Here is a 14,409-nt window from a genome sequence, read left to right on the forward strand (position 1 = left end):
TTACGAATTTCCGGGGTTATTCGGCAGGCGGCACGTAGCCTTCGGCCTTCTCGTATTCTTCGCCGGAGAAGAACTTGTCCATCTCGCCCTGGAGGTACTTGCGGTCCTCGGCGTTCATCATGTTCAGGCGCTTCTCGTTGATCAGCATGGTCTGTTCCTTCTGCCAGTCGGCCCAGGCCTTCTGCGAGATATGCTCGAAAATGTCCTGGCCCTTGGCGCCGGGATACGGCGGGCGCTCCAGGCCAGGCAGCTCTTCTTTGTACTTGCGGCACATTACGGTGCGGGTCATGACGACTCTCCTGCATTCAATACGTGGGCCGCGCGTTTGAGCAGTTTCTTGACCGGGGCAGCAAGGCCCAGGCGCGGCGGGGTGGCGAGGTTATACCAGAGCCAGTCGGCCTCGGCCACGTGGTCACCCTGGGGGGCCACCGGCACCAGCCAGGGTTGGATCGCCAGCTGGAAGTGGCTGAAGGTGTGGGTCAGGCTGTCCAGCGCCACGGGCTCGCCCAGGTTCACCCCGTGCTGCTCGGCCAGGTGTTGCAGGTCGTCGAGGCTGTCCAGCTCCGGCAGGCTCCACAAACCGCCCCACAGGCCGCTGGACGGGCGCCGGTACAGCAGGATGGCGCCCTCGTTGTTGGCCAGCAGCGGCATCAGTGTGCTGCGCTGGGGCAGGGTCTTGCGCGGCTTGGGGATCGGGTAGCGGATCTCCTGGCCGAGCATGTGCGCCTCGCAGCCGCGCTCCAGCGGGCACAGCAGGCAACTGGGCTTGCTGCGCGTGCACAGGGTGGCGCCCAGGTCCATCATCGCCTGGGTGTAGTGGTTGACCCGGCTGTGGGGGGTAAAGCGCTCGGCGTTGGCCCACAGCGCCTTGGCCACCTTGGGCTCGCCCGGGTAGCCTTCCTGCGCGGTGTAGCGGGCCAGCACGCGCTTGACGTTGCCGTCCAGGATCGGCGCACGCAGGCCCATGCTGATGCTGGCAATTGCCCCGGCAGTGGACAGGCCGATGCCGGGCAGCTCGGTGAGCTTCTCGACATCGCGCGGGAATTGGCCGGCGTACTGTTCCACCACGATCTTCGCGGTCTTCTGCAGGTTGCGCGCGCGGGTGTAGTAGCCCAGCCCGGTCCACAGGTGCAGCACCTCGTCCTCCGGCGCCGCGGCCAGGGCCTCGACGCTGGGCAGGGCTTGCATGAAGCGCCCGAAGTAGTTGAGCACGGTGCTTACCTGGGTCTGTTGCAGCATGATCTCCGACACCCACACCCGGTACGGGGTGATGCCCTGTTGCCAGGGCAGGTCGTGGCGGCCGTTACGGTCGTACCATTCCAGCACGGCGCTGGAAAACTGCTCGGGATTCATCGTTTGAACAGGCCCTTGAGTGCGTCTTTGAGTTCGGGACTGACCTTGTCACCCAGCTTTTCGTTGAGCTTTTCCTGCAGCTTGTTGCCCAGCGCCTTGCCGGCCAGCTTGCCCAGGCCGTCCTTGTCCACGCGGCAGGCCTTGGCACCCAGCTCCAGCGGGCCACGGCAGCGCAGCGGGAATTCCAGCCCCACGTAGCGCTCGTTGACCTGGCAGGCCGGGTCGGGCATGTCGCGCTTGTCGCCCTCGACGATCACGCCCACGCGGTAGTCCATGCCCAGCACACGCAGGTCGAGGTCGCCGTGGCCGTTGACGGTCAGGCCCGGGATGCGCACCTTCAGGTCCGGGTTGCTGGCCACGCCGTTGCGCAGCACCAGGCTGCCCTTGAGTTCCTGGAACGGGGTGTCCTTGCCGCGCGGTTCCCCGCTCAGGGCCTTGCGGTTGAGGGTGGCGATGCCCTGGCACAGCTGCTGCTCGAGGTTGGCATTGACCAGCACACCGTTGTTGATGACGAAGCTGGCGTTGCCATTGAGGGTGTCGATCAGCGCCTTCTGGCTGTTGCCGCTGCCGGTCAGGTTGCTGCTCAGGGTCAGCAGGCCCTTGACCGGCGGGGTGTCGGTCTGGCTCTTGATGAAGTGCTCCACCGGTACGCGGTTGACCTGGGTACTCAGGCCGATCTGCGGTACCGCAGGGCGCACGTCGAGGGTGCCCTTGGTAGCGAAGTCGCCGTTGTAGAGGCCGCCCTGCAGGGTGTCCAGGGTGATCAGGCCGCCCTGGCCACGGGCCTTGAGCACGGCGTTCTGGATAGGCAGCTGTTCAAGGGTGAGCACGCCGAAGCTCAGGTCTGCCTGCAGGTCGAGTACGCGCAGGCGGTCCACCGGCAGCAGCTTGTCGGTGCTCCAGGCGGTCTTGGTGGGTGCGTCCGGCAGCGGTGTGGTGCCGGCTCCTGCCAGCGCGCCGGCTTCGTTCTGCTGCACCTCGGCCTGGCGCGCGGCCTTGGCGCCGGTGGCGGCCTCGCTCTTGGCTGGCAGGTAGCGGTCGGCATTGAACGTGTCGGCTTTTAGCTGCACGCGCAGGGCCTGCTTGGCGAAGTCATCCACCGCCAGGCGGCCGGTGAAGGTGCTGTCGTCGAGCTTCACTGCCAGGTCTTCCAGGGCCAGGCGGGTGGGGCTGCCTTCCAGGCGGCTGACCAGCTCGAACTTGCCCAGGGTGGCGGCATCGGCCATCGGTGGCACTGCCACGCCGACGCTGTCGAGGAACGTGCGCAGGTCGAGCTGGGCGATGGACAGGCCGCCGGTGAGCTTGGGCGTGCTGTTCAGGTCACGCACGTTAAGCTCGCCCAGGGCGCGCAGCTGGTTGGCCGACAGCTTCAGGCCGTTCCATTCGGCGACGTTCGCGGCCATGTCCACCAGCAACTGGCCCTGGGCGGCGAAGGTCATGGTCTTGCCCTGCAGCGGCTCGCCGGAGGCTTCGCCGCTGAGCTTCATGTCTTCGAACTGGTAGCGCTTGAGCGCACGGTCGAAGCGCAGTTCGCCCTTGAGCTCGGTGCGGGCGCGCAGGGCCGGCTGGCCAGCGCTGAAGAAGGCGGTCATGGTCAGCGGAATGTTGACCCCTTCGTGAACCGCGCCGGTGCTCAGCTGGATGCTCTCGGCGCTGAAACTCTGGCCGCTTTGCGCATCGCTGTACTGCACCTTGGCGTTGTTCACGGTGAGGCTGTCGATGTCCAGCTTGACCGGGCGCTCGGCGGCGGCCGGCTTGGCCGGGTCCTCGCCTGGGGCGGGTGTGCCGGCGCTGCCTTCGGCCGGTGCAGCCGGGGTGGCGGCCGGCAGCGGCTTGCCGATGTCTTCCCAGTTGCCGTGGCCGTGCTCGTCGCGGGCCAGGGTCAGGTTAAGGCCCTCGACGCGCACGTCGCTCATCTGCACTTCACGGCGCAGCAGCGGCAGTACACGCACCGACAGGCCGAGCATCTGCAGGTCGGCGAATGGCACCTTGGGATTGTTGAGCGTGGCGATGCTCGCCTCGTGCAGTTCCAGCCCCAGCCACGGGAACAGGCTCCAGCCGATGTCGCCGTTGAGCGTCAGCTCGACGTGGGCCTTGTCGCGTGCCAGCTGGCGGATCTCGTCTTTGTAGTCGTTGGGATCGAAGAGGTGGGTCAGGGCAAAGCCCAGCGCCACAATGATCAGCAACAACCCGAGTATCACCAGCCCCAGGATTTTGCCGAACGCTTTCATGGGCGAGTCCTTGTAGTCCGATTGTAAAATTCAGCCGCAGAGTATAGCCCCGTGCAGGGCGCGCGGGCGCGGCGCGACCCGGGTTTGGACAGCAACCGGCGGGGCAGTTCCTGACACGGGGGTATCAGTTTTCGCAAAAACCACAGTATCAGCCTAATTTCAGCGAGTGCGGCGAATGATACTCTCTCGCGCCTCCACGGTCCCGTTGCGGCCGATTGTCGCGTCAAAGGGCCGGCTGCCAGATAAACGACGTGCTGCCCCTGGCAGCCAAAGTCGCAGGCAGCAGGCCTGGTCGGTGGAGCATCCATATCACGAGGGGAACAACAATGAGCAGCACTACGGTGGGCGGCATCGCCATTACGCCCGGCTTCCTGTCCAAGGAACGCATTGTCGCCAGGGCCGGTTTCAACCGCTGGCTGGTGCCACCGGCGGCCCTGGCCATTCACCTGTGCATCGGCATGGCCTATGGCTTTTCGGTGTTCTGGCTGCCGCTGTCGCAGGCCATCGGTATCAGTGCGCCGGTGGCGTGTGCGCCGGAGATGAGCTTCGTGGGGCGCCTGTTCACCGCCGAGTGCGACTGGCCGATCTCGATGCTGAGCTGGATCTACACGCTGTTCTTCGTGTTCCTCGGTTGTTCGGCGGCCATCTGGGGCGGCTGGCTGGAGCATGCCGGGCCGCGCAAGGCCGGGGTGGTCTCGACCCTGTGCTGGTGCGGTGGCCTGCTGATGTCGGCGCTGGGGGTGTACACCCACCAGCTGTGGCTGATGTGGCTGGGCAGTGGCGTGATCGGCGGTATCGGCCTGGGGCTGGGCTACATTTCGCCGGTATCGACGCTGATCAAGTGGTTCCCGGACAAGCGCGGCATGGCCACCGGCATGGCGATCATGGGCTTTGGCGGCGGCGCCATGGTCGGCGCGCCACTGGCGGCGGCGCTGATGAGCCACTTCGCCGGCCCTGACGGGGTGGGCGTGTGGCAGAGCTTCGTGGTGATGGCGCTGATCTACTTCGTGTTCATGCTCGGCGGCGCCCTGGCCTACCGCGTGCCGCCCACCGGCTGGAAGCCCGAAGGCTGGAGCGCACCGCAGAAAAAGGCCGGCAACGCGATGATCACCCACCGCCACGTGCACGTCAGCGTGGCGTGGAAGACGCCGCAGTTCGCGCTGATCTGGCTGGTGCTGTGCCTTAACGTGTCGGCCGGCATCGGCATTCTGGGCATGGCCTCGCCGCTGCTGCAGGAAGTGTTCGCCGGCAAGCTACTGGGCAACGACCTGAGCTTCAGCCAGCTGGATGCCACGCAACTGGCACAGATTGCCGCCATTGCCGCGGGCTTCACCGGGTTGCTGAGCCTGTTCAACATCGGCGGGCGTTTCTTCTGGGCCTCGTTCTCCGACTACATCGGGCGCAAGAACACCTATTTCGCCTTCTTCGCCCTGGGCGTGGCGCTGTATGCGCTGATCCCGAACATGGGCCACCTGGGCAACATCGCGCTGTTCGTGGCGGCGTTCTGCATCATCCTGTCGATGTACGGTGGCGGCTTCGCCACGGTGCCGGCGTACCTGGCCGACCTGTTCGGCACGCAGATGGTGGGCGCCATTCACGGTCGCCTGCTGACCGCCTGGGCGGCAGCCGGGGTGCTGGGCCCGGTGCTGATCACCTACCTGCGCGAATATCAGCTGGAGATGGGCGTGGAGCGGGCGGCGGCGTATGACATGACCCTGTACATCCTGGCCGGGCTGCTGGCGCTGGGCTTTTTGTGCAACGCGCTGGTGCGGCCGGTGGCCGACAAGTACTTCATGACCGATGCGCAACTGGCGGCCGAACAGGCGCTGGGGCACGACAAGGGCGCCAATGGCAGCACCGTGCTGGAGTGGAAGGCCGCGCCGGGCAGCCGGCCGCTGGTGATTGCCGCGTGGCTGGTGGTGGGCATTCCGCTGGCGTGGGGGGTGTGGGTGACCCTGCAGAAGACTGCGGTGCTGTTCCATTAAAGGCATCGCGGGTCAAGCCCGCTCCTACAAGGATCTCTGCTGACCGTGTGGGAGCGGGCTTGACCCGCGATGAGGCCGGTACTGCTGACGCAAATTCCCCGCCAACTGTCTTCTTCGTTCCAAGCCACGCGTATCTAGGCCTATAATGGACACCTTTTTCGCCCAATGATTTTGCGGAGCTGGTGATGGTCGAACGTACGGCTAGCGTCGAGCGCAATACTCTGGAAACCCAGATCAAGGCCTCGATTAACCTGGATGGCAGCGGCAAGGCCCGATTCGATATCGGTGTGCCTTTCCTCGAACACATGCTCGACCAGATCGCCCGACATGGGCTGATCGATCTTGACATCGAGTGCAAGGGCGACCTGCACATCGACGATCACCATACCGTCGAAGACGTCGGTATCACCCTGGGCCAGGCATTCAACCAGGCCATCGGCGACAAGAAGGGCATCCGCCGCTACGGCCATGCCTACGTGCCGCTGGACGAGGCGCTGTCGCGCGTGGTCATCGACTTCTCCGGCCGCCCGGGCCTGGAGATGCACGTGCCCTTCACCCGCGCCACCGTGGGCGGTTTCGACGTCGACCTGTTCCAGGAATTCTTCCAGGGCTTCGTCAACCACGCCAACGTCTCGCTGCACATCGACAACCTGCGCGGGCACAACACCCACCACCAGATCGAGACCGTGTTCAAGGCCTTCGGCCGCGCACTGCGCATGGCCATCGAGCTGGACGAACGCATGGCCGGCCAGATGCCGTCGACCAAGGGCTGCCTGTAATGCAGACGGTAGCCGTTATCGACTACGGCATGGGCAACCTGCACTCGGTGGCCAAGGCCCTGGAGCACGTGGGCGCCGGCAAGGTGCTGATCACCAGCGATGCTGCGGTGATCCGCGAGGCCGACCGCGTGGTGTTCCCGGGTGTGGGCGCGATCCGCGACTGCATGGCCGAGATTCGCCGCCTGGGCTTCGACAGCCTGGTGCGTGAAGTCAGCCAGGACCGCCCCTTCCTCGGCATCTGCGTGGGCATGCAGGCCCTGCTCGACCACAGCGAAGAGAACGACGGCGTCGATTGCATCGGCCTGTTCCCGGGCAATGTGCGCTTCTTCGGCAAGGGCCTGCACGAGGACGGCGAGCACCTTAAGGTGCCGCACATGGGCTGGAACGAAGTATCCCAGGCCATCGACCACCCGCTGTGGCACGACATCCCCGACCGTGCGCGCTTCTACTTCGTGCACAGCTACTACATCACCGCCGCCAACGCGGCGCAGGTGGCGGGCAGTGGTCACTATGGCGTCGACTTTGCCGCCGCGCTGGCCGACGGCTCGCGCTTTGCCGTGCAGTTCCACCCGGAGAAGAGCCATACCCATGGCCTGCAGCTGCTGCAGAACTTCGCCGGCTGGGATGGTCGCCGGTAATGGGCAAGTCCCGCGCCAAGCGGCCGATCCTCACCCTCGCGCCTGAAGAAGAGCGCGAGGCGCTGGCCAAGCTCAAGCGTTTTCTCGAAGACCGCTTCGAGCTTGAGCTGGGTTCGTTCGAGGTGGCTGAAGTGCTGGAGCTGTTCAGCCAGGAGATTGCACCGCATTACTACAACAGGGCGATTTTCGATGTGCAGGCGCACCTCAAAGAGAGGTTCGAAAGCATTGAAAGCGACTTGTGGTCGCTCGAGAAGAACTGACTTCCCGAGCTCACTGTTTACCGAATAGACAGGTTCCCCAGATGCTGATTATTCCCGCTATCGATCTCAAGGACGGTGCTTGCGTACGTTTGCGCCAAGGCCGCATGGAAGATTCCACGGTATTTTCCGATGACCCGGTGAGCATGGCCGCCAAATGGGTCGACGGTGGCTGCCGCCGCCTGCACCTGGTCGACCTGAACGGTGCCTTCGAAGGCCAGCCGGTCAACGGCGAGGTGGTGACTGCCATTGCCAAGCGCTACCCGAACCTGCCGATCCAGATCGGCGGCGGCATCCGCTCGCTGGAAACCATCGAGCACTACGTCAAGGCCGGCGTCAGCTACGTGATCATCGGCACCAAGGCGGTCAAGCAACCCGAGTTCGTGGCCGAAGCCTGCCGTGCGTTCCCCGGCAAGGTGATCGTGGGCCTGGACGCCAAGGACGGCTTCGTGGCCACCGACGGCTGGGCCGAGGTCAGCTCGGTGCAGGTCATCGACCTGGCCAAGCGTTTCGAGGCCGATGGCGTCTCGGCGATCGTCTACACCGACATCGCCAAGGACGGCATGATGCAAGGCTGCAACGTGCCGTTCACCGCCGCCCTGGCTGCCGCCACCAAGATCCCGGTGATCGCCTCCGGTGGCATCCACAACCTGGGTGACATCAAGGCCCTGCTCGACGCCAGGGCACCGGGGATCATCGGCGCCATCACCGGCCGTGCGATCTACGAAGGCACGCTGGATGTGGCCGAGGCGCAAGCCTTCTGCGACAGCTACAAAGGCTGAGGAGAACGGCATGGCGCTGGCCAAACGCATCATCCCTTGCCTGGACGTCGACAACGGTCGAGTGGTCAAGGGCGTCAAGTTCGAGAACATCCGTGATGCCGGCGACCCGGTGGAAATCGCCCGTCGCTACGATGAGCAGGGTGCCGACGAGATCACCTTCCTCGACATCACTGCCAGCGTCGATGGCCGCGACACCACGTTGCATACCGTCGAGCGCATGGCCAGCCAGGTGTTCATTCCGCTGACCGTGGGCGGCGGCGTGCGCACTGTGCAGGATATCCGCAACCTGCTCAACGCCGGTGCCGACAAGGTCTCGATCAACACCGCAGCGGTGTTCAACCCCGAGTTCGTGGGCGAGGCCGCGCAGCATTTCGGCTCGCAGTGCATCGTGGTTGCCATCGATGCCAAGAAGGTCTCCGGCCCGGGCGAAACCCCGCGCTGGGAGATCTTCACCCACGGCGGGCGCAAGCCTACCGGGCTGGATGCGGTGGAGTGGGCGAAGAAGATGGAAGGCCTGGGCGCGGGCGAGATCCTGCTCACCAGCATGGACCAGGACGGCATGAAGAGCGGCTTCGACCTGGGCGTGACCCGCGCCATCAGCGACGCGCTGGGCATTCCGGTGATCGCCTCCGGTGGTGTGGGCAACCTGCAGCACCTGGCCGACGGCATCCTGGAAGGGCATGCCAGCGCAGTGCTGGCGGCCAGCATCTTCCACTTCGGCGAGTACACGGTGCCTGAAGCCAAGGCCTACATGGCGCAGCGCGGCATCTGCGTGCGCTGAGCGGCCGCATTCGCCGGCAAGGCCGGCTCCTACACTGCAGCGAACCTGTAGGAGCCGGCCTTGCCGGCGAAGCATTTGCTGTTAAGGTAATGCAGGCACATCGCCAGGGAATCGGGTCCATCCTATGTTCACACGCTTGCTCGTCGTGCTCGTCAGCCTCTTCTCCCTCGCTGCCACCGTCCGCGCCGCTGACCCGATGGTGCTGCTCACCGAAAACTTCCCGCCCTACAACATGGCCAGCGACGGCAAGAACTTCGCCCGCGAAGACAAGATCCAGGGCATCGCCGCCGACCTGGTTCGCGAGATGTTCAAGCGCGCCGCCATCCCCTACAGCATGACCCTGCGCTTCCCGTGGGAACGCGTGTACCAGCAGGCCCTGAACAGCCCCAATCACGGTGTGTTCGTGATGGCCCGCCAACCCGACCGCGAAAAGCTCTTCAAGTGGGTCGGGCCGCTGGGCCCCGACGACTGGATTCTGCTGGCCCGCCCCGACAGCCCCATCACTCTCGAACACCTCGGCGACGCGCGCGGCTACCGGATCGGTGCCTATAAAGGCGATGCCATCGCCCAGCACCTGAGCAGCAAGGGGCTCAAGCCGATCACCGTGCTGCGCGACCAGGACAACGCGCGCAAGTTGCTCGAAGGCCAGATCGACCTGTGGGCCACCGGCGACCCCGCCGGGCGCTACCTGGCCCGCCAGATCGGCATCACCCAGCTCAAGACCGTGCTGCGCTTCAACGGCGCCCAGCTGTACCTGGCACTCAACCGCCAGGTACCCGATGCGGTGGTGGAAAAGCTCCAGCGCAGCCTGGACCAGTTGCGCGACGAAGGCTTCGTCGACGCCACCTTCGCCCGCTACCTGTAAGCGCCTAACTATGTAGTGCCGCGGCCATGCACCGGGCTGCTGTGATGGATCGTCGCTGTGAATTGCACAGCCCGATCACTCATGGAAGGTGTTAGATGCCACTGCATATCCTGCAAGACCTGCCCACGCCCGAACCCGACAATGCCCTCGCCGCCATGGTGGCCGAGCAGTTCGCCAGCCGCCCGACCCTGCGCAGCGCCAGCGCCACGCTGCTGGAGCGTTTGCTGCGCGAGTACTTCCCCGGGCTGTCCGCCGATGTGGAGGCGCTGCGTTTGTACGTGCCCGATAGCAGCGCGCAGTTCTATCAGGTACGCCCGCTGGTGGACGCTGCACTGGACAACCTGTGCACCTGGGAACCGTTGCAGATGCATGCGGGTGGCTTGTCCGGTTTTCTGGGCCAGGCCGACGCGGAAACTCAAGCTGCAGGACCATGTACTTGATGCGGACACCCTGCGCGAAATGATCAAGGTGTTTGCCGACGGCATCGTGGCCGAGTTCCAGCGGGCTCTGATGAACTACTGGCAGGCCAGGGGCAGTGAAGGCGTTCCGCGCCTGAGCTGGCTGGCCAGAACCCTGGCCCAGGCCCTGGTGCCACACGCCGGCGGCAAACAGGCCTGGGCCGGGATGCTGGGCCAGGTGCTGCAATGGCCACGCTGGTCGCTGCGTCAGGCCCAGGGCGAGCAGGCCGTGCGGGTGTACCTGGTGCAACTGCAGCTCGACGCCAGCCTGACCAGCACGCAGATGCTGCTCAGCGATCTGGTGTTGGTCCGCGGCGAGCAGGTGCTGCGCTGTACGCCCGCAGGTCAGGTCAGCGCCCACGCCTCGCTGAAGGCGTTCGGCGAGGCGTTGACCGACGAACTCGAAGGCGCCTATCGGCTGGTCGGGCTGCAGTGGCAGTTGCTGGAGGTCGAAGGCAATCCGTTCAGGGTCCAGGCCGAGGCGTTGCTCGATCAGCAACTGCGTGACGTGCAGGCGCTGCGCCTGGGCGGGCAGTCGGTGACTGAGCTCGAGGGGTTGTTTGCCACGGTGTCCGATGTGGCTGCGCGCCTGGCCGGCAACCGGGCATTCGTGCCGACGCCTGCCGACACCCAGGTGCTTGGCCAACTGCCGGCATGGCTCAAGCAGGCTTCGGGGGCCGATTACCTGGACTACCGCATGCAATGGCTGAGCATGGCGCTGGCGCACCAGCACAATGCCGGCAAGGCCTATGACCACGGTATCCCGACCCTGCGCGACTATGCCGCCAAGGCGCTGGGCGAGCGCATGGCGGCAGATCAACCGGGCGGGCCGACCTACGACCCCTACAAGCTGGTGCTGACCTTCCAGGTGCCCTATGGCCAGGGTGGCTTCGGCTTCGTCGAGACGGTCAGGCTGCTGCTGGTGGATGCCGCGCTGGAAAACCTGTCCGGCCTGCCCAAGGGCCCGATGAGCATTGCCCATGCCGATGGCGACGAGATCGCCGCATGGCTGAGCGCCGAGTATGTGATGACACTCATCACCGCCGTGGATGTCGGGGCCAACTACCTGGCAGTGATCGAACACGCCATGCGCACCGATGCACGCCAGGCCGACGAGCGTCGGCAGCTGTTCGCCGACACGCTGCGCGCACAACTGCCATTGCTGGCGCTGGAGTACCGGATCAGGGGCGAGCAGGGCTTCACCCGCCAGGGCCTGCGCTGCGTGGACTACGCCATGAGCACCGACCAGACCGACCGGGTCGAGGTGCGCCCGCTGACCTTCCTCAGTGGCGAAGGGGCCAGCCCCGACGTGGTCGACAACATGTTCGTGTTCGCCCTGCCCGGCAGGCCCGAGCGCGTGCTGTACCGACCGCTGTTCGAGCCCCTGCTGCGCGAATTTGCCAGCGAGGCTGCATTGTTCAAGGCCCTCGAGGAGCCCGAGCTGCAAGCCAGCGTGCTGAGCTGGATGGGACGGGACGCCCGGCGCATCTATGCCAACGGCGGCTTTGCCAACCCTCACCTGGGTATCACGGTGGATGACCCGGTGGCTGTGCCGGGGGCGAACGTGCCGCGTCTTGGCGGCGCTGCGCTGACCGGTGACCTGCTGGCGCATTTCTACACCAGTACGGTGGACGCGCTGATCACCCTGGGTGACCGGCAATCGGTATCCAACGCCGAAGATCGCTGGCTGCGCTTCAAGGAGGCGGGCTGGCTGCTGTTCAATATCGCGCTGCCCTACCTGCGTGGGCCGACAGCTGTCGCCGGATGGCTGGTGCAACTGGTCAGCAGCCTGGACAGCGACTTCAAGGCGCTGCGCGAGGGGGATGACACCACGCGCGCCCAGGCCGTGGTCGACCTGCTGTTCAACCTGAGCACGGTGTTCATGCACGGGGCCGGGGAGGTCGGCATGGCGCGCGCGACGCCGATCAAGGTGCAGCCCTCGATGCTGCAGCAAACGTTGCCGGTGCGCGGCGAGCTGCCAGTGACCGGCGTGCTGGTACCGGTGCAGCAGCCCCTGGGCCCGCAACTGCGCAGTGCCGGTGCGTTGCCGACAGCCATGGACTTCTCCTGGAGCGGCATGCGCAACGAAGCGACGCCCGAGCTGCGTGCGTTCCTGCGCCCGATGCAGGTCACGCCCGGCCAGGAGCCGACCGGCCTGATCGAGACGGGGGAGCGCCGCGGCCTGGCGCTGATCGACGGGAACGCGCATGTAAAACTCGATGACCGCTGGTACCGCGTGCTGGAGGTGGAGGGGCGCTTCTGCATCGTCGACCCCCTCGACAGCAGCCGCCGTGGCCCGTGGCTGCGGCGCAGCAGCGAAGGCAGCTGGCAACTGGACCTGCGCCTGGGGCTGCGCGGGGGCGGGCCGAAAAAGCGCATGAGCCTGCAGGAGAAGAAGGCGCAGAACAGGCTGCAGCTTCAGCAGCTCAACGCCACGCTGGAGTCGGCGCAGCAGGATTGCCTCAGGCGCATTGTGGCCATGACCCCCAAGGTCAACGAGCTCAACGCCTTGCTCGACCCGATGTTCAAGGCCCAGCGCGAGTACCAGCTCGATCGCACGGCGACCCGGCTGGTAGCGATGAAGCAGGCACGCACGCGTGCGCAAGTGGCCGAGCAGGCACTCAAGGTCGAGCAGGACGCCTTCATCGAGGTGGCCAAGGACCTGCTGCGCACCACCCTCGAAGCCCGCGAAACCCTGAAACTGGCGGATTTCTACGGCCATATCACTGCGGCCGACTACAGCAAGGCACTGAACCTGAACTTCAGGATGAACTTCCAGGCGCGCCTGCAGTTGCAGGCCCAGTACCACAGCAAGCAGTTCAAGATCTCGTTGCACGATGCCTGGATCGAGAATGCGTTCCAGGTCACTCTGGGTGATACCGCACAGCCGTTTTCCGCGTTGCTGGAGGCCAACACGCAGAACGAGACGTTCCACCTGCTGGCCCTGGAGCAGGCCGAGGCCTGCAGCGCCCTGGTCGAGGAGGTTCGCCGCGAGCCGGCGGTCAAGGCCACGGCCGACGAGATCATCCGCTATGGCGAGGCCAAGCGTGAAGAGCTCAAGGTGTTCAGCGCCCAGCGCATCCGCACGGCCTACCTGGAAATCCTCGGCTACATGAGCCTGGACACGCGTATCGCGGACGCCACCCAGCGCCCGTTCTACAAGGACTTGCTGCTGGACCCGGACATCGTCGCCGGGGTGCTTTCGCATGAGCAGCTGGGCATCGATGCCCAGGAGTTCACGCCCCAGGAGCGCATCCAGGTGCTGCGCGAGGCCTCGCACTGCTACTCGCGGGCCAAGGCGGTTGCCCAGTATGTGGGCGACCTGTTCGCGCCGGTGCCCGGCAAGGACTATCTGGCGGCGTTCGTGCAGACCCTCGACGAGCTCGATGCCAGCGCCAGGGCAGAACTGGACAGCCTGGTCACGGTGCCGGCCACCAGCACGACGCCCCGGCCGACGCGCAAGCGCAAGGTGATCGTCACGCGTACCCGCCGGGTGGTGGTGGGGCGGGTACGGGCGCCATCGCCCGGCGAGCCGGTGCCGATCGTGGATATCGAGGATGCCAACCACCGCATCGTGGCGTCCTACCGCGAGCACGGCGGCGATGACTGGAACCCGATCAAGACCGTATTGCCCGCCACGCCGGTCGGCCTCAAGCCGCGCAAGGCCCTGCGCAGCGAGGCGCGCCAGGTGCTCGATCAGGTCGCCCCGCTCAAGGCCAAGCAGCAGGGGTTGTCCGGCAGCGGGCATCAACCGGGGGATATCGTGTTCCCGCTGACCATCCTGGCCGATCGGCTGATCCGCGTGGCGGATGACTTCGAGCGCCACAGCGGCCTGCCCGATACCGAGCAGGCCACCGTTGCCCAGCTGCGCCAGGAGGCCCAGGGGCTCAGGGACGCAGCCGATGCCCTGCGCCTGAGCATGTGCAAGGCGCAGAAGCCCACCGCGCGCAACCTGCTGTATCTGTGGGAGCGCAAGCAACTGCACATCGAATTCAAGGCGCCGCGCAAGGCCCTGGCGGCCGGCGACTTCATCGACGAGTACGAAGTGCGTGTGGCGGGCGGCGACAAATGGTACGTGCACCTGCACTATCCTGCCCTGGACACGCCCACGGCAGCGTTCAGCAAGGGCCACATCAAACTGGAGGCGCAACGCACCAAAGGCTATGCCGACCTGCTCGAAGAGGCGAAAACCACCGGCAAGATGGGCGTGATCTGGCGCGCCGACCTCACCCCGGCCTTCATCAAGGGCTGGTTTCCGCTACGCCCCCTGGCGTAGGCGC

General features: G+C 65.8%; 12 protein-coding genes. 9 read left to right on the forward strand and 3 right to left on the reverse strand.

The window, feature by feature from the left end:
* Positions 1–16: 16 nt before the first annotated feature.
* Genes DN388_RS13805 through DN388_RS13815 form a run of 3 tightly spaced genes read right to left on the reverse strand, consistent with a single transcriptional unit; the run spans position 17 to position 3,584 of the window.
* Positions 17–289, reverse strand: a complete 273-nt coding sequence (locus DN388_RS13805; protein ID WP_043862214.1) for an oxidative damage protection protein — start codon at positions 287–289, stop codon at positions 17–19.
* Entirely contained in the window at positions 286–1,353 is a 1,068-nt protein-coding gene (gene mutY, locus DN388_RS13810; RefSeq protein ID WP_043862213.1) for an A/G-specific adenine glycosylase, read from the reverse strand. The genes DN388_RS13805 and mutY overlap by 4 nt, the downstream gene beginning before the upstream one ends.
* A complete protein-coding gene (locus DN388_RS13815) occupies positions 1,350–3,584 on the reverse strand; it encodes an AsmA family protein (RefSeq protein WP_255000444.1) in 2,235 nt (744 codons plus the stop codon). The genes mutY and DN388_RS13815 overlap by 4 nt, the downstream gene beginning before the upstream one ends.
* Positions 3,585–3,910: 326 nt before the next feature.
* Between DN388_RS13815 and DN388_RS13820 the strand changes: the two genes are divergently transcribed.
* From DN388_RS13820 to DN388_RS13860, 9 genes are all read left to right on the forward strand, one after another.
* Positions 3,911–5,569, forward strand: coding sequence for an OFA family MFS transporter (locus tag DN388_RS13820; protein ID WP_255000446.1), 1,659 nt, complete (start codon positions 3,911–3,913; stop codon positions 5,567–5,569).
* A gap of 185 nt (positions 5,570–5,754) precedes the next feature.
* On the forward strand, positions 5,755–6,348 hold the full coding sequence (gene hisB, locus DN388_RS13825) for an imidazoleglycerol-phosphate dehydratase HisB (RefSeq protein WP_043862210.1): 594 nt from the start codon (positions 5,755–5,757) through the stop codon (positions 6,346–6,348).
* Complete coding sequence (hisH, locus tag DN388_RS13830) at positions 6,348–6,986, forward strand: imidazole glycerol phosphate synthase subunit HisH (protein ID WP_043862209.1); 639 nt, start codon at positions 6,348–6,350, stop codon at positions 6,984–6,986. Before hisB ends, hisH begins: the two co-directional genes overlap by 1 nt.
* Positions 6,986–7,246 carry a DUF2164 domain-containing protein gene (locus tag DN388_RS13835; RefSeq protein WP_043862208.1) on the forward strand — a complete coding sequence of 87 codons (261 nt, stop codon included), beginning with the start codon at positions 6,986–6,988 and terminating at the stop codon, positions 7,244–7,246. Before hisH ends, DN388_RS13835 begins: the two co-directional genes overlap by 1 nt.
* A 41-nt stretch (positions 7,247–7,287) precedes the next feature.
* Positions 7,288–8,025 (forward strand): 1-(5-phosphoribosyl)-5-[(5-phosphoribosylamino)methylideneamino]imidazole-4-carboxamide isomerase, encoded by a 738-nt coding sequence (gene hisA, locus DN388_RS13840; RefSeq protein ID WP_043862207.1) that lies wholly within the window; start codon positions 7,288–7,290, stop codon positions 8,023–8,025.
* 10 nt (positions 8,026–8,035) lie between these two features.
* The gene (gene hisF / locus DN388_RS13845; RefSeq protein ID WP_043862206.1) at positions 8,036–8,806 is read left to right on the forward strand and encodes an imidazole glycerol phosphate synthase subunit HisF; all 771 of its coding nucleotides are present in this window, start codon (positions 8,036–8,038) and stop codon (positions 8,804–8,806) included.
* Positions 8,807–8,930: 124 nt separating this feature from the next.
* Positions 8,931–9,671, forward strand: a complete 741-nt coding sequence (locus DN388_RS13850; RefSeq protein ID WP_058541656.1) for an ABC transporter substrate-binding protein — start codon at positions 8,931–8,933, stop codon at positions 9,669–9,671.
* A 95-nt stretch (positions 9,672–9,766) separates the two neighbouring features.
* Complete coding sequence (locus DN388_RS13855; RefSeq protein ID WP_255000463.1) at positions 9,767–10,111, forward strand: hypothetical protein; 345 nt, start codon at positions 9,767–9,769, stop codon at positions 10,109–10,111.
* Positions 10,112–10,130: 19 nt separating this feature from the next.
* On the forward strand, positions 10,131–14,405 hold the full coding sequence (locus DN388_RS13860; protein WP_255000465.1) for a hypothetical protein: 4,275 nt from the start codon (positions 10,131–10,133) through the stop codon (positions 14,403–14,405).
* Positions 14,406–14,409: the final 4 nt, after the last annotated feature.

It is taken from the genome of Pseudomonas sp. S12(2018), from assembly GCF_024355235.1.
Classification (GTDB): domain Bacteria; phylum Pseudomonadota; class Gammaproteobacteria; order Pseudomonadales; family Pseudomonadaceae; genus Aquipseudomonas; species Aquipseudomonas palmensis.